Origin of the sequence: Bacillus sp. FSL R5-0512, from assembly GCF_038593295.1 — a bacterium.
In the GTDB taxonomy this organism is placed as follows: domain Bacteria; phylum Bacillota; class Bacilli; order Bacillales; family Bacillaceae; genus Bacillus; species Bacillus safensis.
In genome coordinates, this window is record NZ_CP151982.1 from 1,546,866 (window position 1) to 1,566,306 (window position 19,441).

A 19,441-nucleotide genomic window follows, 5' to 3' on the forward strand; every position below is an offset into this window, starting at 1 on the left:
CAGGCATGTCAGCAAGAGATTTATCTGTTTTATTCAGTGTTATTTTAATTGTGGCGATGCTGGTCATACCGTTTCCGCCAATGCTATTAAGTATTTTAATCATTATTAATATTTCTCTTGCGCTTATCGTGCTTCTCACCACAATGAACATGCAAGAACCACTGCAATTTTCAATTTTTCCATCATTGCTTTTGCTCTTAACGCTGTTTCGTTTAGGGCTTAACATCTCTACAACACGTTCTATTCTTTCAACAGGAGATGCTGGAAAGGTTGTAGAAACGTTCGGTTCATTTGTTGTTGGAGGAAATATCCTCGTTGGTCTCGTTGTTTTCCTTATCCTGATTATCATTCAGTTTATTGTTATCACAAAAGGGGCAGAGCGTGTATCAGAGGTTGCGGCAAGATTTACTCTCGATGCGATGCCAGGTAAACAAATGAGTATTGACGCAGATTTAAATGCAGGTATGCTGACAGAAAGTGAAGCAAGAAACCGCCGTGAAAAAGTAGCGAGAGAAGCAGACTTTTATGGAGCGATGGATGGTGCAAGTAAGTTCGTTAAAGGGGATGCCATCGCAGGTATTATCATCGTCATTATTAATATTATTTTTGGAATCATTATTGGGATGCTTCAGCAAGGAATGTCGATTCAAGAATCAGCTTCCCACTTTACGCTATTAACGGTAGGAGACGGGATTGTTTCACAAATTCCTGCACTTCTCATTTCAACAGCAACAGGGATTGTCGTCACAAGGGCTGCTTCTAATGGGAACCTTGGTTCAGATATCACTGAACAACTGTTTGCATTCCCTGCTATGCTTTACGTCACAGCAGGCACGATCTTCCTTCTTGGGCTGTTTACGCCAATCGGCGTACTTTTGACAGGACCGATCGCAGGTTTACTTGCCCTCGGCGCATACTTGATGTCGAAAAACAAACAAGACCAAGAAGAAATTGAAGAGGTACTGGAGGAACAGGCAGAGGTAGAAGAGATGAAAAGTCCAGAAAGTGTCATTCATCTCCTGCAAATGGATGCCATTGAATTTGAATTTGGCTACGGCCTCATCCCGCTCGCTGATGCAAACCAGGGCGGTGACCTGTTAGACCGGATTGTGATGATCCGAAGGCAGCTTGCCCTTGAACTTGGTCTCGTCATTCCAGTCGTCCGAATCCGGGACAATATTGCACTGAACCCAAATGAATACCGGTTGAAAATTAAAGGGAACGAAGTAGCAAAAGGAGAGCTGCTGCTTGATCATTACTTAGCGATGTCCCCAACGCCTGATGATGATCCGATTGAAGGAATTGAAACAATCGAACCATCCTTTGGCCTGCCGGCTAAATGGATATCAGAAGCAGAAAAAGATCAGGCTGAGATGCTAGGCTATACGGTTGTGGATCCAGCGTCTGTTGTGTCTACTCACATCACAGAAAAGATTAGACAAAACACACACGAGCTGCTCGGACGCCAAGAAACGAAGCAATTAATCGATCATCTGAAAGAAAGTTACCCTGTCTTAGTGGATGAGGTAACGCCAAATCCGCTGGCAGTCGGTGATATTCAAAAAGTACTGGCGAAGCTGCTGAAAGAAAAGGTCTCTATCCGAAACCTTGTCACTATTTTTGAGACGCTTGCAGACTACGGAAAATTAACGACTGATACAGATTTATTAACAGAGTATGTGAGACAGGCGCTGGCAAGACAGATTACCGCACAGTATGCAAGAGAAAATGAATCACTCAAAGTCGTGACATGCTCAGGCCGAGTAGAAAAGGTGATTGCAGACAGCGTTCAGCAGACAGAGCATGGTAACTACTTATCGTTAGATCCAGAATCCTCTGAAAGTGTGATTCAATCAGTGGCGAGAGAAATTGAACAGCTTTCGCTTCGTCAGGAAACGCCGGTTCTATTATGCTCACCTCCTATAAGAATGTACGTTAAGCAGTTGTTAGAAAGATATTTCCCAGATTTACCGGTACTATCTTATAACGAACTAGAAGCGAATGTGGAAGTACAGAGCATCGGAGTGGTGGATATCTAATGAAAATGAAAAAAATCACAGCAAATTCTATGCAGGAGGCAACGATTCAAATCAGGCAGCAGCTTGGGAAAGATGCCGTTATTTTAAATTCTAAAACCGTTGTCAAACGCAAACTGTTCGGTTTGAAGAAACAGCAAATGGTCGAAGTGATTGCAGTGCTGGATCAAGATTTCGAGGAAAGAGCTGGTAAAGGGTTAAACCCTGCACCGCCTCTTCCAGTGTTGCCAAAAAAGGAAAAGCTCCCCGAAGAGCCTTCATTTGTTCCCAAGGCGTCGAAACCAGCGCCTTCTCATACCCTGCCTTTAGAATATGTGAGGAATGAACGGCATGCGGGTATTCTGCCTGATCCTCTTATAGCAATCGATCAAAAGCTAAAGGATCAAGGGCTTGATGATGCCATTCGAGACGAATGCCTGAAGGGTCTTTTAACAAAGGGCGCAGTTAAAGATGATCACATAAATAAAGAGCTTGAACAACTGCTGACAGATATGCTGCCAGCTAAAACCTCTGATGAGCCGATGATTTCTTCAAAATACATTGTACTGTTCGGTTCAACCGGAGCTGGTAAAACGACAACAATTGCAAAGCTGGCTGCTAAAACGGCTATTCAGCAGCAAAAGAAAATCGCTTTTATTACAACCGATACGTACCGGATTGCAGCGATCGAACAGCTGAAAACATATGCTGAACTTCTGAATGCACCGCTTGAGGTTTGTTATTCGAGAGAGGATTTTGTAAAAGCCCAAGAGACCTTTAAAGAATATGATCATATTTTCATCGATACAGCAGGCCGTAACTTTAAAGAAGAAGCGTATATCAAAGAGCTGATCGACATTATTCCATTTGATGAGAGCATTCAAAGTTTTCTCGTGATGAGTGCCACATCGAAGTATCAAGACATGAAAGCCATGGTCAAACGCTTTGAGCACGTTCCAATCAATCAATTCATTTTTACAAAAGTAGATGAAACGGACACGATGGGAACCATTTTTCAAATCATTGCTGACTCTCAAATCAAACTTGGTTTTTTAACAAATGGTCAAAATGTGCCTGAGGATATTCTTGAAGGTTCTCCTCTTGAACTTACAAGGATGGTTTTACAATCATGAAGCCTGACCAAGCAGAAGGGTTAAGAAAACTAGTTCAGCAGAGTCAAATCATCACACCGGCTCCTCTCAACGCCAGCAGACAGGCAAAGACCATTGCCGTCATGAGCGGTAAAGGCGGGGTAGGTAAATCGAATTTGACCCTGAATATGGCACTGTCTATCGCAAGTACAGAGAGAAGAGTGTTAGTGATTGATCTTGATTTTGGGATGGGGAATATTGATATTTTACTAGGGAAAACATCGACTAGTTCTATATTAGATGTTCTCGTTAGAAAAAAATCCTTCCAAGCAGCCATGACAAAAGGAACGGACAACCTATATTACATTTCTGGCGGAAGCGGGCTTGAACAGCTGTTTTCTTTAGATAAAGATCAATGGTCGTTCTTTTTGGAAGAGATGGAAAGAATCATGCAGGACTTCGATTGTATCTTTTTCGATATGGGTGCCGGCTTGTCAAAAGATCAGCTGCCTTTTGTCTTATCGGCAGGAGAAGTGGTCGTTGTGACTACGCCAGAGCCAACATCCATCATGGATGCCTACAGCGCGATTAAACACTTAGCCATTCATCAGTTTGAACGGTCTGTGCAAATCATTGTCAATCGGTGCAAAACCCCGTCAGAAGGGTCTGAAACCTACCGGAAATTAGCAGGAGTGGTCACATCTTTTCTTCACAGAAAACTTGTATTTGCTGGCGCTGTGCCTGATGATCCTGCGGTTCCTAAAGCAGTATCAGAACAAATTCCATTTTATATGAAGCAGCCTCATTCAAGGCTGAGTAAAACCATTAAGATGCTGGCAGAAACACTATATCATCAGCAGATAAGAGAGGCACGGAGAGAACAGCATACGTTTATAGATAAGTTGTCCTCTTTTTTTAAAAGGAGGAAGGTGGACTCATGATTAGAGTGCTAGTAGTAGATGACTCGGCCTTTATGAGAAAGCTCATTAGTGATTTTCTAAGTGCCGAGCAAGAAATAGAAGTCGTCGGAACGGCGCGAAATGGGGAAGATGCCTTAAAACGGATCAAGGAACTGAATCCAGATGTTGTCACGTTAGATGTGGAAATGCCTGTTTTAAATGGAACAGAAGCATTAAAACAAATTCTGGCTGAACACGACCTTGCCGTGATTATGGTGTCAAGCCAGACAAAGCAAGGAAAAGATTTAACCATCCATTGCTTAGAACTCGGTGCTTTTGACTTTGTGACAAAGCCTTCGGGAAGCATTTCGCTCGATTTGCACAAAGTGAGGGGGCAAATTGTAGAGCGGGTACTTGCAGCAGGACTGTCAAGGAAACGCACTGAAGAGAAGGTGTCTCCTAAGCCGGTGATAAAGCCGCCAAGTCCAGTGGCTGCACCCCGGCTGCCATCTGTAAAAGGCAACTCACTCCGAAAGATTATTACTATCGGAACATCTACAGGGGGACCAAGGGCACTTCAACGAGTCGTAACGAAGCTGCCTAAGGACATCGAGGCCCCTATATTGATTGTGCAGCATATGCCAGCAGGATTCACGGCATCACTTGCTACTAGGTTAGATCATTTATCACAAATTACGATTAAAGAAGCGCAAGATGGAGACATCGCGAAAAATGGAGTGGCTTACATAGCTCCTGGTGGAATGAATATGTCACTTCATGACCAAGGGGGGTCACTTGTCATCAGGCTGTCCCCTGAAGACACGGAAAGCCGGCACAAACCATCTGTTAACTATTTATTTGAATCCATCAGCAGCATAAAGGGTTACGAGAAAATCGCTGTCATTATGACAGGTATGGGCAGTGATGGTACTGAAGGTGTCAAAAAAATGGTCGCAAGCGGTCATACGAAAGTCATTGCAGAAAAAGAAGAATCATGTGTTGTTTTCGGAATGCCTAAATCAGTCATTAAAGCAGGCCTTGCACATGAAACAAGGCATGTGGATGACATCGCACATGCAATTATTAGCTCCATGAAAAAAGAGAGGGCGTGAACACGTTGGATGTAAACCAATACTTAGATATCTTTTTAGATGAAAGCAGAGAACACTTACAAACTTGTAATGAAAAACTTCTTGATTTAGAAAAGAACCCAACCGACTTGCAGCTAGTGAATGATATATTCAGAGCGGCTCATACATTGAAAGGAATGAGTGCAACGATGGGCTTTGATGATATGGCTCATTTAACGCATCATTTAGAAAACATGTTTGATGCTATCCGTAATGAACAAATGATTGTCACTCCTGAGTCAATGGATACGATGTTTGAAGCACTCGATCATCTTGAAGCAATGGTTCAATCGATTGCAGAAGGAGGAGACGGGAAACGTGATGTCACAGAGATTAGTAAAAAGCTAGATGTGACAGGAAGCCATGCTGAAGCAGCTTCTAGCGTTGAAACAGCAGATGCATCAGCTGCTGCTAATGACTTAGATTATAACGAATTTGAACGTACGGTTCTTGATGAAGCGAGAGAGCAAGGCTTCAAATGCTATGAACTTAACGTGACATTAAGCGAAGCGTGCTTACTAAAAGCTGTTCGTGTCTATATGATTTTTGAAAGACTAAATGAAGCAGGCGAGGTTGTCAAAACCGTTCCAAATGCAGAACTGTTAGAATCAGAAGATTTTGAATCTGAATTCAGCATTTCTTATCTTTCTAAACAGCCGATGGACGAAGTGCAGAAAATCGTCACGGCGATCTCAGAGGTTGAGAAGGTTGAGATCTCTGAAGTCTCCGCATTTGAAGAAGCAGCTCCGGCTGAAAAGCAAGAGGTGCAGCCTGAACAGAAAAAAGAAGAAACATCCGTTCCTGCTGTAAAAGCGCCAGCAAATGATGCGCCAAAAGCAAATGGCAATAACGGTGCAGCTGCCGGCGGAACGAAAACAATTCGTGTCAACATCGACCGTCTTGATTCTCTTATGAATCTATTTGAAGAACTTGTGATTGATAGAGGCCGATTGGAACAGATTGCTAAAGAACTAGAAAATAACGAACTCACAGACACAGTCGAAAGAATGACTCGTATTTCTGGAGACCTGCAATCAATCATCCTGAACATGAGAATGGTACCTGTGGAAACTGTCTTTAACAGATTCCCGCGTATGATTCGTCAATTGACGAAAGAGCTTAATAAGAAAATTGAACTGATTATTGAGGGTGCTGAGACAGAGCTTGATCGAACAGTGATCGACGAGATTGGAGATCCGCTGTTGCACTTACTTAGAAACAGTCTAGATCACGGGATTGAATCACCAGAAGAACGTGTGAAAAAAGGCAAGCCGGAAAAAGGTACGGTTCTATTAAAAGCGTATCATAGCGGAAACCATGTCTTCATTGAAGTAGAAGATGATGGAGGCGGGATTAACCGTAAAAAGGTGCTTGAAAAAGCGTTAGAGCGCGGGGTTATTACAGAAAGAGAAGCAGAAACGCTTGAAGATCATCAAATTGATTCATTGATCTTTGCAGCAGGATTCTCTACAGCTGATACGATTTCTGACATCTCAGGCCGCGGTGTAGGTCTTGACGTTGTGAAAAACAAGCTGGAATCACTTGGCGGATCTGTGAGCATTAACTCAACAGAAGGACAGGGTTCACTATTTTCGATCCAGCTTCCGCTTACATTATCGATTATTTCCGTTCTTCTTGTAAAACTAGAAGAGGAAACATTTGCGATTCCGATTTCTTCTATTATTGAAACGGCGGTCATTAAGAAAAGTGACATCCTGCAAACGCATGATCGTGAAGTGATTGATTTCCGCGGATTTATCGTACCGGTCGTGTACTTGAAGAAACAATTCCACGTACCAAATGCGAATGAATTAGAGGAAGAACTGCACATCATTGTTGTTCGTAAAGGAGACAAGCTGACAGCATTTGTGGTCGATTCATTTATTGGTCAGCAAGAGGTTGTATTGAAATCACTAGGAGATTATCTGCCAAACGTATTTGCGATATCCGGCGCAACGATCCTAGGTGACGGTCAAGTTGCACTCATCGTTGACTGTAATGCACTGATCAAGTAAAAAACAATAGAGGAGCGGTCTGAAATGAGTACAGATATCAAAACTGGCGAAAAGATGATTGTGTTTATCGTAAACAAAAAAGAATACGCCATTTCAGTATCAGAAGTAAAGTCCATTGAAAAATGGCAGCAGCCGACAAGAGTTCCTGGCGTTGCCCCTTATATATGCGGTGTTATTAATTTACGCGGTGTCGTGACGCCTGTCATTGACCTGAGAGTCAGACTTGGTTCTACTGACAACGAGATTACAGATGAAACAAGAATGATCATTGTACAAGTTGGTGACATTGAAGTCGGCTGGATTGTTGATGAAGCAAATGATGTTATTACCGTCCATCAGGAAGAAGTAGAATCTTCTCCTGAATCAGCTGAAAAAGAAGGACAGTCATGGGTGACAGGTATCATTAAGCATGATCAGCGTCTTTTCAATATCATTCATGCCGGTGCTGTCCTCGACAAGAGCGTTCAAGGTGCACCTGTTCATTAAGGGGGATGTGAAATGAGCATTTTCAACGAAATTAAAGATGAACAGCTAGATATTTTAGGAGAGGTTGGGAATATCGGAGCAGGCCACGCAGCGTCTGCTCTTGCCAACCTATTGGATCGCAAAATAGATATGGCTGTTCCTTTTGTCAAGGTTCTCTCGTTTGAAGATTTAATGGATTTCTTTGGCGGTGCAGACCTTCCTGTTGCAAGCATTTTCCTGCGAATGGAAGGGGATTTAACCGGCTCAATCTTTTTCATTATGCCGTTTGAGCAAGCGGAGCAATTTGTAAGAGAGCTTGTCCAGGACCCTGCATTTGATATTGATACGATTCATGAACATGAGATGGGGACGTCAGCACTTCATGAACTGGGAAATATTTTAGCGGGCTCTTATTTATCAGCCCTTGCCGATTTAACAAAATTGCAGCTTCACCCAAGTGTTCCAGATGTGACGCTCGATATGTTCGGGGCTGTCATTAGTGAAGGGTTGATGCAATTCAGTCCTCTTGGCGATCAGGCGATTGTGATTGATACATCTATTTTTGATGATCAAAATAAGCAAGAGCTGAAAGGAAATATGTTTCTATTACCAGACTTTGAATCGTTTGAAAAACTATTCAAAGCATTAGGTAACCTATAATGAACGTGCAAATTCCGGCAGTTGTAAAGGTTGGTATTGCGGATGTTCAGCTTGTTAAATCACCGGACCGCATTCGGACATCCGGTCTTGGTTCCTGCGTAGGGCTTGTCTTGTTTGATCAAGACAAAAGGCTGGCAGGCCTTGTCCATGTTATGCTTCCAGACTCCTCTCTTTCAAAAGGGGCGGTGGAGAACTTGGCTAAATATGCAGATACAGGTGTCAAGCATACAATTGATCTGCTCCTAAAAGCAGGCGCACGCAAACATGCGCTAAAGGCAAAACTTGCTGGCGGGGCGGAAATGTTTAAGTTTAAGTCAACCAATGATCTAATGAGAATTGGACCTAGAAACGTTTCAGCTGTAAAAGAACATCTGTCTCTTCATCATATCCCGATTATTAGTGAGGATACAGGCGGAAACAGTGGCCGTACAATTGAATTCGATCCGCTTACGGCAGAGCTTGAGATCCGTACTGTGAAGCAAGGCATTATGAAGATATAACTAAGGAAGTATAGGGGGATAAAGATGCAATCCTTAAATTACGAAGATCAGGCGCTATGGGCTAGATGGAAAGAGTGGAAAGACCCAGCTGCTGGAGATGATCTTATGCGCCGCTATATGCCGCTCGTCACATATCATGTTGGAAGAATTTCCATCGGTCTCCCGAAGTCAGTGCATAAAGAAGACTTGATCAGTCTAGGGATGCTCGGTTTATATGATGCCCTTGAAAAATTTGATCCCGGAAGAGATCTGAAGTTTGATACATATGCATCCTTCAGAATCCGCGGGGCCATTATCGACGGTCTTCGTAAAGAGGACTGGCTGCCTCGTACATCAAGAGAAAAAACAAAAAAAGTAGAAGCGGCTATTGAAAAGCTTGAACAGCGGTATTTGCGTAATGTGACGCCGACAGAGGTGGCTGAGGAACTCGGCATGAGTGAACAGGATGTCGTCACAACGATGAATGAAGGATTCTTTGCAAATCTGCTCTCAATTGATGAGAAGCTGCATGATCAAGAAGACGGAGAGAACGTCCAAGTCATGATTCGCGACGAGAAGTCTGTGACTCCAGAAGAGAAAATGCTGAAAGATGAATTAATTGAACAGCTTTCTGAAAAAATCACAGAGCTTTCAGAAAAAGAAAAGCTTGTGATCAGTCTTTTCTATAAAGAAGAACTGACATTAACGGAAATCGGTCAAGTGCTCAATTTATCTACCTCGCGCATTTCGCAAATTCATTCAAAGGCCTTGTTCAAGCTTAAGCATCTGCTTGATAAAGCCATTCAATCTTAAAGAGTTAGTGAGTGAAAAAATATGTTATGGCTGATTAGCTTCATGCTTCATGCTGCACTTATTTATTTTGTGATTATTTTATATACGAGAATGAATTCGCTGAAGGCAACAGAACAAAAGCAGCGAGAACTTCTAGAAGAAACGGAAAATACCCTGGCTGCATTTTTGATGGAGGTCAAAGAAGAGAATGACAAACTATCAAAAGTGGCAGCCGCTTCCCCTGATTTTTCTGCTGAAGAGCTGAAATCGGATCTTCAGACACCAAAGCAGCCACAACCACCAATTGAATCCCAGCAATCGGTCGAAAGTGAAGATCCCGTACCAGAGCACCTGTCGGCTCTCCTTAGCGAAGTTGAGGTCCAGGAAGAGAAGGTAAACGAACCCGTTCCACAACTCGAAACAGAGGCTTCTATGCCCTCTAAAAGTGAAATAGAAGAAACATTCGAGGACCAAGTGAAGACCCTATATGATGAAGGGCGGTCACTAGAAGAAATAGCGAAAGAAATGAAAACTGGCAAGACAGAAATCGAGCTTTTATTAAAATTTAGCGGAAAGCTGTAAAGGTTTCTTGATTGTCAGTCCATCATGTGTTATATTATTTCTTGGTGTTAAATACACACGCTTAATGATTCGTATGAAGGTGCTGCCGTGGCGCAGTTTTATGTGAACATGACTTAAGCGGAGGAAAAAAACCATTATATTAGGAGGCAACAAAATGTCAGTTATTTCTATGAAACAATTGCTAGAAGCTGGTGTTCACTTCGGTCACCAAACTCGCCGTTGGAACCCAAAAATGAAGCGTTACATCTTTACAGAGCGTAACGGTATCTACATCATCGACCTTCAAAAAACGGTGAAAAAAGTAGAAGAAGCTTACAACTTCACGAAAAACCTTGCTGCTGACGGAGGAAAAATCCTTTTCGTTGGTACGAAAAAGCAAGCACAAGATTCAGTGAAAGAAGAAGCAATCCGTTCTGGTATGTTCTATGTGAACCAACGCTGGCTTGGTGGAACTTTAACAAACTTTGAAACAATCCAAAAACGTATTAAACGTTTAAAAGATATTGAAAAAATGCAAGAAAACGGTACGTTCGAAGTTCTTCCTAAGAAAGAAGTCGTTCAACTGAAAAAAGAATTAGAGCGTCTTGAAAAATTCCTAGGCGGAATCAAAGACATGAAGAGTCTTCCGGATGCACTTTTCATTATCGACCCTCGTAAAGAGCGTATTGCAGTTGCAGAAGCTCGTAAATTGAATATCCCAATCATCGGTATCGTTGACACAAACTGTGATCCAGACGAAATTGATGTTGTGATCCCTGCAAACGATGATGCAATCCGTGCTGTAAAACTTCTAACTGCTAAAATGGCAGATGCGATTCTTGAGTCTAAACAAGGCGAAGAAGAAGCTGTTGTAGAAGAAACGACAGAAACTGAAACAACAACTGCGTAACCTATTCAAAAGGTGATAAGAGGGAAATGCCTTTTATCACCTTTTTTTCACCTAGTAATCCGTGTTTTAACATAGAAGGAGGAAATGTAAAATGGCAATTACTGCTCAATTAGTTAAAGAACTGCGTCAAAAAACTGGTGCAGGTATGATGGACTGTAAAAAAGCGTTAACAGAAACTGATGGTGACATCGAGAAAGCAATCGACCTTCTAAGAGAAAAAGGAATCGCAAAAGCTGCGAAAAAAGCAGACCGTATTGCGGCAGAAGGATTAACTCTTATCAAAACTGACGGCAACACAGGCGTGATCCTAGAAGTGAACTCTGAGACTGATTTCGTTGCGAAAAACGAAGGATTCCAAGCACTTCTTAACGAACTTGCTGATCATTTGCTTGCTGCTAAACCTGCAACACTTGAAGAAGCTCATGCTTCTAAAATGGAAAACGGTTCAACAGTTGAAGAGCATATCACATCTGCAATTGCGAAAATCGGAGAGAAAATCACTCTACGCCGTTTCTCTGTCATCACAAAAGAAGATAATGCTGCATTCGGTTCTTACCTGCACATGGGCGGACGTATCGGTGTGTTAGCTGTTCTTAACGGAACAACTGACGAAGAGCTTGCAAGAGACATCGCTATGCACGTTGCAGCTGTAAACCCTAAATACATTTCTCGTGACCAAGTGTCAGAAGAAGAAGCAAACCGTGAGCGTGAAGTATTAACACAGCAAGCTCTTCAAGAAGGAAAGCCTGAAAACATCGTAGCTAAAATGGTAGAAGGCCGTCTAAACAAATTCTTCGAAGAAATTTGCTTACTTGACCAAGCGTTCGTTAAAAACCCAGATGAAAAAGTGAAACAAGTTGTAGCAGCGAAAAACGCAACTGTTCAAACTTATGTTCGCTATGAAGTGGGCGAAGGTATCGAAAAACGTCAAGACAACTTTGCTGAAGAAGTTATGAGCCAAGTGAAAAAATAATGTTTGAAAAGCTCTCTGGGGCTTTTTTAGGGAGCACAAGCACTGTGTTCCCTATTTTTTAGAGGATATTGATTTACAAAAGACAGTTTCTTACGCATAATAAGAGACGGTATAGTTTACACTTGGAGGTTATCATGAGCAAACCGAAATATAATCGCATTGTACTGAAGCTAAGTGGCGAAGCACTAGCGGGTGATGCTGGAAATGGAATTAACCCAACTGTCATTCAATCAATTGCAAAGCAAGTAAAAGAAATTGCAGAGCTCGATGTTGAAGTTGCAGTCGTTGTAGGCGGAGGAAACCTTTGGCGCGGAAAGACAGGCAGTGATCTAGGAATGGACCGTGCAACAGCAGACTACATGGGGATGCTGGCAACAGTGATGAACTCACTGGCGTTACAGGACAGCCTAGAAACGCTTGGCATTCAGTCTAGAGTGCAAACCTCTATCGAAATGAGACAGGTTGCAGAACCATACATAAGAAGAAAAGCGATCCGTCATCTTGAAAAGAAACGTGTCGTCATTTTTGCTGCAGGAACAGGAAACCCTTATTTCTCTACAGATACTACGGCAGCACTTCGTGCAGCAGAAATTGAAGCAGATGTCATTTTAATGGCGAAAAATAATGTAGATGGTGTCTACAGTGCTGATCCTCGTACAGATGCGGATGCAGTAAAATATGATAAGCTTTCATATCTTGATGTACTTAAAGAAGGGCTTGCTGTAATGGATTCTACTGCGTCCTCATTATGTATGGACAATGACATTCCATTAATCGTCTTCTCCATTATGGAAGAAGGAAATATTAAACGTGCCGTAAACGGCGAATCAATCGGAACGATCGTGAGGGGGAAATAACGTGTCAAAAGAAGTGTTGAACCAAACGAAAGAAAAAATGGAAAAAGCCGTACAAGCCTACGGACGTGAGCTTGCAACTGTTCGTGCTGGCCGTGCAAATGCTTCACTGCTTGATAAAGTGACAGTGGATTATTACGGTGCACAAACACCGCTTAACCAAATTGCGTCGATCACAGTGCCAGAAGCACGTATGCTGATTATCACACCTTACGATAAAACAGCGATCGGTGATATCGAAAAAGCGATCCAAAAGTCTGACCTTGGCATCACGCCAACAAGTGACGGAAATGTGATCCGCATTGCGATTCCTGCGCTGACAGAAGAAAGACGTAAAGAGCTTGTGAAAGTCGTGAAAAAATACTCAGAAGAAGCAAAAGTAGCTGTTCGTAACGTGCGTCGTGATGCAAACGATGATTTGAAAAAGCTTGAGAAAAATGGGGAGATCACTGAAGATGAATTAAGATCATCGACAGAGGATGTTCAAAAATTGACAGATGAATATGTCGCTAAAATTGATGACGTGACGAAAGATAAAGAAAAAGAAATCATGGAAGTTTAAGAAAAAACTATGTACAATAGATAATAGTGAAAAGACCCTCTTCATGTTTACAGGGGGTTTTTTTGTTAATACTGTTGATGACTATATTATTTAGCGGGAACGCAACCTTTTTGGGTGATGGAGGAATCTCATGCTCAATATACTCAAAAATTGGAAGAATCAGCAAACAGCAGCTTCCAACTTAGAAAGCCTGACAAAAGAAGACATATTAAATGGAGAAATTCCTGAACATATCGCCATTATCATGGATGGGAACGGAAGATGGGCGAAAAAACGTGCTCTTCCACGGGTAGCAGGTCATCATGAAGGAATGAAAGTCGTCAAGCGCATGACAAAGCTTGCAAATGAGCTGAATGTCAAAGTGCTGACTTTGTATGCTTTCTCTACGGAAAATTGGAAACGTCCAAAATTAGAAGTAGACTTTTTAATGAAACTTCCTGAAGAATTTTTAAACATCTACCTGCCTGAACTCATCGAAGAAAATGTCCGTGTGCGTTTAACAGGTGATCCAGACGGCCTCCCGCAGCATACGAAAAAAGCGGTAGAGAACGCAGTAAAGAGTACGGCGAACAACGACGGACTCATTTTGAACTTTGCGCTCAACTATGGTGGGCGCACAGAAATCGTCTCCGCATGCAGACAAATTTCTGAAAAGGTCAAAGAAGGTAAGCTTCGAGCAGAAGACATCACAGAAGAGATGTTTTCAGCTTATTTAATGACAGAATCTCTTCAAGATCCGGATTTGCTCATTCGCACGAGTGGAGAAATTAGATTAAGCAACTTTATGCTTTGGCAAATTGCGTACAGCGAGTTTGTCTTTACGGATGTGCTTTGGCCTGACTTTTCTGATGAGCACCTTATAGGCGCTATCGGAGAGTACCAGCGCCGCGGCCGGAGGTTCGGTGGAATTTAGAGGGTGGTGCAGATGAAACAAAGAATTTTGACGGGTGTTTTGGCAGCTGCAGTCTTTTTGCTTGCAGTTATATATGGACAGATGCCATTTACCCTGCTGATTTATTTAATGGGAAGTGTCGCTCTCTTTGAGCTTTTAAGAATGAAAAAGATCTCGATTTTCAGCTTTCCTGGTATTGTCAGCTTAATATTGCTTTGGCTTTTAATGGGCGGAGACAACAGCTTCTTCCCAAACGTGGACGCATCAAAAATGCAGATTGCTTTATTTGCAGTCTTAATACTTTTAACTTATACAGTTTTGAGCAAAAACTCTTTCACATTCGATGAGGTTGCTTTTGTTGTATTAGCCACATTATATATTGGCGTTAGTTTCTATTATTTTATCCAAATTAGAGGCTTATATGGCATGAGTGCGATCTTCTTCGCAGCAGTGATTATTTGGTCTACTGACTCAGGAGCCTATTTTATTGGGAAATCTATGGGGAAACGAAAGCTTTGGCCAGAAATCAGCCCAAACAAAACAGTAGAAGGATTTATCGGCGGAATCGTCACAGCGGTCGTGTTGTCACTTGTGTTTCAGGCGGTTACAGGATTTTTGCCATCATATCTGCTTGTGATGTTTATTACTCTTTTACTCAGTACCTTTGGACAGCTAGGCGACCTTGTGGAATCTGCTTTAAAGCGTCATTATCACGTGAAGGATTCAGGGACAATTCTCCCTGGCCATGGCGGGATTTTGGACAGGTTTGACAGCTTTTTATTCGTTCTGCCGTTTTTATACTTACTGCTCGCAACGTTTGCCAGCTAACCTCATAGAAACTTATTGAACGAGAGAAGGAGTGGCAATTTGAAATATATTTCGCTATTAGGCGCAACAGGATCAATTGGAGAACAAACGTTAGATGTGATCAGTCAGCACCCGGACAAGTTTAAGCTGAAAGCCATGACATTTGGCAGAAATATAGCAAAGGCGATTCCGATCATTGAGCGCTTTCAGCCTGAATTCGTCGGCTGTGTAGACGAAGAAACCTATCACACGCTAAAAAATCATTCATTTGCATACGATGTGAAGCTGGCTGCTGGTGATGAAGCCAACATCGAGGCAGCGACCTATGATGCAGTGGGCGTAGTGGTCAATGCACTTGTAGGGAGTGTTGGACTTGTTCCAACATTAAAGGCCATTGAACAAAAAAAGACGATTGCTCTCGCAAATAAGGAAACACTTGTGACAGCTGGTCATATAGTAAAAGAGTACGCTAAAACATATGATGTACCTTTACTTCCTGTCGATAGTGAGCATTCCGCTATTTTTCAATGCCTGCAAGGTGAACAAGCTAAAAATATTGAACGCTTAATCGTGACAGCTTCAGGTGGTAGTTTCCGAGATAAAAAACGAACTGAACTTGAAGGTGTTACGGTTGAAGAAGCGCTGAACCACCCGAACTGGTCGATGGGAGCGAAAATCACCATTGATTCAGCGACGATGATGAATAAAGGTCTCGAGGTGATCGAGGCACATTGGTTGTTTGATATCCCTTATGAACAAATTGATGTGCTGCTACATAAAGAGAGCATTATCCATTCGATGGTGGAATTTCACGACAAAAGCGTCATGGCTCAGTTAGGGACACCTGACATGAGAGTGCCTATTCAATATGCACTCACATACCCTGACCGGGTGCCGTTACAAGAAGCGAAATCATTGAACCTTTGGGAGATTGGACAATTGAATTTCCAAAAAGCGGATTTTGACAGGTATCGCTGCTTACATTTTGCTTATGAATCAGGTAAAATAGGAGGGACAATGCCTGCTGTACTTAATGCAGCAAATGAAATGGCAGTCGATGCATTTCTAAAAGGCAAAGTAACGTTCCTGCAAATTGAAGAATTGATTGAAAAGGCACTAATCAGACATCATGTGATTTCAACGCCTAGTTTGCAAGATATCCATGAAGTGGACAAAGATACACGAGACTTTGTTCAATCAATCCTCACATAAGGTGGTATGTTCGTGAATACAGTGATTGCGTTTATTATTATTTTTGGAACGCTCGTTTTTTTCCACGAGCTTGGCCATTTAATTATGGCGCAGCGCGCGGGGATTTTATGCCGCGAGTTCGCAATTGGTTTTGGGCCGAAGATTTTCTCCTTTAAACGAAAAGAAACCGTTTATACCATTAGACTTCTCCCTATTGGCGGATTTGTTAAAATGGCTGGAGAGGACCCTGAAGTTATCGAAATTAAACCAGGTCATACAGTGGGGCTCTTATTCAATGAGCAAAATGAAGTAGAAAAGATCATTTTAAATGATAAAGAAAAATATCCTGATGCACTTGTCATCGAAGTTGAGCAGATTGATTTAGATCATGCTATGAGAATCTCGGGATATGAAGCTGGAAATGAAGATATTCTGACTGGCTACAATGTCAGTCAAACAAGCTTCTATATTGCAGATGGTGAAGAAATTCAAATCGCACCATACAATCGTCAATTCGGTTCAAAAACGGTTTGGCAGCGAATTAAAGCTATCGCAGCTGGACCGATTATGAACTTTATTCTAGCGTATGTGATTTTGGTTGCTTTAGGTTTTATTCAAGGGGTAACCGTTGATGATCCTGTACTCGGTAAGCTGACGAAAGACGGCCGGGCGGCTGAGGCTGGACTCATGCAGGGAGATCACATCGTGTCCATTAACGGCGAGAAAATGAATTCTTGGACAGACGTCGTTCAAACAGTTCAAAAGAACCCTGAGAAAAAAATGAATGTCGTCATTGACCGAGACGGCAAGGAAAGCACTGTGCAGGTTGTACCAGAAGCTGTGAAAGCAGATGGGAAAAGCATTGGCCGTTTCGGATCATATCCGCCAACGGAAAATGGATTTTTGAAAGTTATTTCATCCTCTGGAACAACTGTCGTTTCAACGGCAGGTCTGATCTTAACGAACTTGCAAAAAATTGTCACAGGACAATTTTCACTAGACATGTTAGCAGGTCCTGTTGGAATTTATGACATGACAGGAGAAGTAGCCAAACAAGGTGTGTTAACATTAATGCAGTTTGCGGCGTTCCTCAGTATCAACCTAGGCATCGTGAATTTGTTACCGATTCCTGCATTAGACGGAGGACGTTTACTATTCTTATTTGTTGAAGCCATTCGCGGTAAACCAATTAATCGTGAGAAGGAAGCACTTGTTGTCTTTATCGGTGTTGCTTTCCTCATGCTGTTAATGTTAGTGGTAACGTGGAATGACATTCAGCGGTTATTTTTATAAAAACCATTCTCTCTTGTTTCTCATTCCGGGAAACAAGAGTTTTTGTGAGAAGTCCTATTTCATAAATGAGGTGTAACGACATGAGACAATCCCTGACTTTTATTCCAACTCTTCGAGAGGTGCCGGCAGATGCTGAGGCAAAAAGTCATCAACTCTTAGTAAGAGCTGGGTTTATTAGACAAAATACAAGTGGAATCTATCATTATCTGCCGCTTGCGCATAAAGTCATTCAGCATATTCAATCGATCGTCCGCAAGGAAATGGAAAAGGCAGGCGCGGCTGAGCTGCTAATGCCAGTGCTGCAGCAGGCAGAAATGTGGCAAGAGTCAGGAAGATGGTATACATACGGTCCAGAACTGATGCGTATGAAGGATCGCCACGGACGCGAATTTGCGCTTGGCCCAACCCACGAAGAAGTGATCACATCATTAGTACGCAGCGAAGTGAAATCGTATAAGAAGCTACCTTTAACACTATATCAAATTCAATCAAAATTCCGTGATGAACAGAGACCACGCTTTGGACTGCTGCGCGGACGTGAATTTATCATGAAGGATGCATACTCATTCCATTCTTCACCAGAAAGCCTTGATGAGACATACAACAAAATGTTTACGGCTTACTCTAATGTGTTCTCAAAAGTGGGTCTCAATTTTAGACCAGTCATTGCAGATTCAGGGGCAATGGGTGGAAAAGATACGCATGAGTTCATGGCGCTCTCAGAAGTCGGAGAGGATACCATCGCTTATTCTGATACGTCCTCATATGCCGCTAATATCGAAATGGCTGAGGCTGTATATCACGGAAAAGAAGCAAATCCTGCGGACTTCAAAGAGCTTGAAAAAGTCCATACGCCGCAAATGAAAACCATTCAAGATGTGGCTGGCTTTTTAGAAGTTGAACCTTCTGCTTGCATTAAATCTGTTTTGTTTAAAGCAGATGATGCGTATGTTCTGATCCTAACTAGAGGCGATCATGAAGTAAATGATGTGAAAGTGAAAAACTTGGTAGGAGCACAGCTTGTCGAGCTTGCTTCACGCGAAGAAGTGCTGAAAGTTATTGGAACTGAGCCTGGATTTGTTGGACCTGTTAAACTGGAAGCAGAAGTCGATATTTATGCTGACCTTGCTGTGAAGGGAATGACAAATGCTGTCGCTGGTGCAAACGAAGCGGATTATCATTATGTCAATGTCAATCCTGCACGTGACGTGTCAGTAAAAGAATTCACAGATCTTCGCTTGATTCAAGAAGGAGATGTTTCTCCAGATGGGGAAGGCACAATCCAATTTGCAAAAGGGATTGAAGTAGGACAAGTCTTTAAACTGGGCACTCGTTATTCTGAGTCGATGGATGCAACGTACCTCGATGAGAATGGTCGTGCGCAGCCAATGATTATGGGCTGCTATGGCATCGGCATCTCTAGAACGCTGTCAGCGATTGTTGAACAGCATCACGATGAGAAAGGAATCATTTGGCCGGAAACAGTGGCACCATATGACCTTCACCTCCTTGCATTAAATATGAAAAACGATGCGCAGAAAGAACTGGCTGAAACGTTGTACGAGCGCTTAGAAGATGAAGGCTTTGACGTACTTTTCGATGACCGCCAGGAGCGTGCAGGAGTAAAATTTGCAGACAGTGATTTAATTGGACTGCCAATTCGTATTAGCTGCGGAAAACGTTCAGAAGAAGGTATAGTAGAAGTGAAGTTTAGAAAATCAGGTGAATCACATGAAGTATCTGTTGATGATCTGATTTCATTTATACGCCAAGCATAAAGCGAACAAAAAAATGAAGGTACCTCCTGTAGAAAAGAGGTACCTTTCTGATTGACAAAAGGAGGGTCCTGTCT

General features: G+C 42.3%; 19 protein-coding genes. All 19 read left to right on the forward strand.

The genetic code is table 11. The annotated features are described in order from the left end of the window. The first annotated feature begins 5 nt into the window (after window positions 1-5). Window positions 6-2,039 (forward strand): flagellar biosynthesis protein FlhA, encoded by a 2,034-nt coding sequence (gene flhA, locus NSQ25_RS07895; protein ID WP_034281791.1) that lies wholly within the window; start codon window positions 6-8, stop codon window positions 2,037-2,039. Next, on the forward strand, window positions 2,039-3,148 hold the full coding sequence (flhF, locus tag NSQ25_RS07900; protein WP_326136446.1) for a flagellar biosynthesis protein FlhF: 1,110 nt from the start codon (window positions 2,039-2,041) through the stop codon (window positions 3,146-3,148). Before flhA ends, flhF begins: the two co-directional genes overlap by 1 nt. Further along, window positions 3,142-4,047 (forward strand): MinD/ParA family protein, encoded by a 906-nt coding sequence (locus tag NSQ25_RS07905; protein ID WP_326136663.1) that lies wholly within the window; start codon window positions 3,142-3,144, stop codon window positions 4,045-4,047. Before flhF ends, NSQ25_RS07905 begins: the two co-directional genes overlap by 7 nt. Beyond that, window positions 4,044-5,117, forward strand: coding sequence for a chemotaxis response regulator protein-glutamate methylesterase (locus NSQ25_RS07910; RefSeq protein WP_326136444.1), 1,074 nt, complete (start codon window positions 4,044-4,046; stop codon window positions 5,115-5,117). The genes NSQ25_RS07905 and NSQ25_RS07910 overlap by 4 nt, the downstream gene beginning before the upstream one ends. A gap of 5 nt (window positions 5,118-5,122) precedes the next feature. After that, entirely contained in the window at window positions 5,123-7,150 is a 2,028-nt protein-coding gene (locus tag NSQ25_RS07915) for a chemotaxis protein CheA (protein ID WP_041117392.1), read from the forward strand. Window positions 7,151-7,174: 24 nt separating this feature from the next. Next, a complete protein-coding gene (locus NSQ25_RS07920) occupies window positions 7,175-7,636 on the forward strand; it encodes a chemotaxis protein CheW (protein WP_024424157.1) in 462 nt (153 codons plus the stop codon). Between the two features lie 12 nt (window positions 7,637-7,648). Further along, window positions 7,649-8,275 carry a chemotaxis protein CheC gene (locus tag NSQ25_RS07925; RefSeq protein WP_065214356.1) on the forward strand — a complete coding sequence of 209 codons (627 nt, stop codon included), beginning with the start codon at window positions 7,649-7,651 and terminating at the stop codon, window positions 8,273-8,275. Then, window positions 8,275-8,775: a chemotaxis protein CheD gene (locus NSQ25_RS07930; RefSeq protein ID WP_024426989.1), complete on the forward strand. Its 501-nt coding sequence runs from the start codon at window positions 8,275-8,277 to the stop codon at window positions 8,773-8,775. The genes NSQ25_RS07925 and NSQ25_RS07930 overlap by 1 nt, the downstream gene beginning before the upstream one ends. Window positions 8,776-8,799: 24 nt before the next feature. Next, window positions 8,800-9,567 (forward strand): FliA/WhiG family RNA polymerase sigma factor, encoded by a 768-nt coding sequence (locus NSQ25_RS07935; RefSeq protein WP_024424154.1) that lies wholly within the window; start codon window positions 8,800-8,802, stop codon window positions 9,565-9,567. A gap of 21 nt (window positions 9,568-9,588) precedes the next feature. Then, window positions 9,589-10,128 carry a hypothetical protein gene (locus NSQ25_RS07940; RefSeq protein ID WP_024426990.1) on the forward strand — a complete coding sequence of 180 codons (540 nt, stop codon included), beginning with the start codon at window positions 9,589-9,591 and terminating at the stop codon, window positions 10,126-10,128. A gap of 154 nt (window positions 10,129-10,282) precedes the next feature. After that, entirely contained in the window at window positions 10,283-11,017 is a 735-nt protein-coding gene (gene rpsB / locus NSQ25_RS07945) for a 30S ribosomal protein S2 (protein ID WP_024426991.1), read from the forward strand. 91 nt (window positions 11,018-11,108) lie between these two features. Continuing rightward, the gene (gene tsf / locus NSQ25_RS07950; protein ID WP_024424151.1) at window positions 11,109-11,990 is read left to right on the forward strand and encodes a translation elongation factor Ts; all 882 of its coding nucleotides are present in this window, start codon (window positions 11,109-11,111) and stop codon (window positions 11,988-11,990) included. A gap of 134 nt (window positions 11,991-12,124) precedes the next feature. Next, window positions 12,125-12,847 carry a UMP kinase gene (gene pyrH / locus NSQ25_RS07955; RefSeq protein WP_008344767.1) on the forward strand — a complete coding sequence of 241 codons (723 nt, stop codon included), beginning with the start codon at window positions 12,125-12,127 and terminating at the stop codon, window positions 12,845-12,847. Window position 12,848: 1 nt separating this feature from the next. After that, a complete protein-coding gene (frr, locus tag NSQ25_RS07960; RefSeq protein ID WP_024424150.1) occupies window positions 12,849-13,406 on the forward strand; it encodes a ribosome recycling factor in 558 nt (185 codons plus the stop codon). Between the two features lie 130 nt (window positions 13,407-13,536). Beyond that, complete coding sequence (locus tag NSQ25_RS07965) at window positions 13,537-14,319, forward strand: isoprenyl transferase (RefSeq protein WP_034281803.1); 783 nt, start codon at window positions 13,537-13,539, stop codon at window positions 14,317-14,319. Between the two features lie 12 nt (window positions 14,320-14,331). Beyond that, window positions 14,332-15,126, forward strand: a complete 795-nt coding sequence (locus NSQ25_RS07970) for a phosphatidate cytidylyltransferase (RefSeq protein ID WP_070325822.1) — start codon at window positions 14,332-14,334, stop codon at window positions 15,124-15,126. A 39-nt stretch (window positions 15,127-15,165) separates the two neighbouring features. Further along, complete coding sequence (dxr, locus tag NSQ25_RS07975; protein ID WP_326136442.1) at window positions 15,166-16,317, forward strand: 1-deoxy-D-xylulose-5-phosphate reductoisomerase; 1,152 nt, start codon at window positions 15,166-15,168, stop codon at window positions 16,315-16,317. Window positions 16,318-16,323: 6 nt separating this feature from the next. Next, window positions 16,324-17,589: an RIP metalloprotease RseP gene (gene rseP, locus NSQ25_RS07980; protein ID WP_101677204.1), complete on the forward strand. Its 1,266-nt coding sequence runs from the start codon at window positions 16,324-16,326 to the stop codon at window positions 17,587-17,589. 80 nt (window positions 17,590-17,669) lie between these two features. After that, a complete protein-coding gene (locus NSQ25_RS07985) occupies window positions 17,670-19,367 on the forward strand; it encodes a proline--tRNA ligase (RefSeq protein ID WP_061109848.1) in 1,698 nt (565 codons plus the stop codon). The last annotated feature ends 74 nt before the right edge of the window (window positions 19,368-19,441 follow it).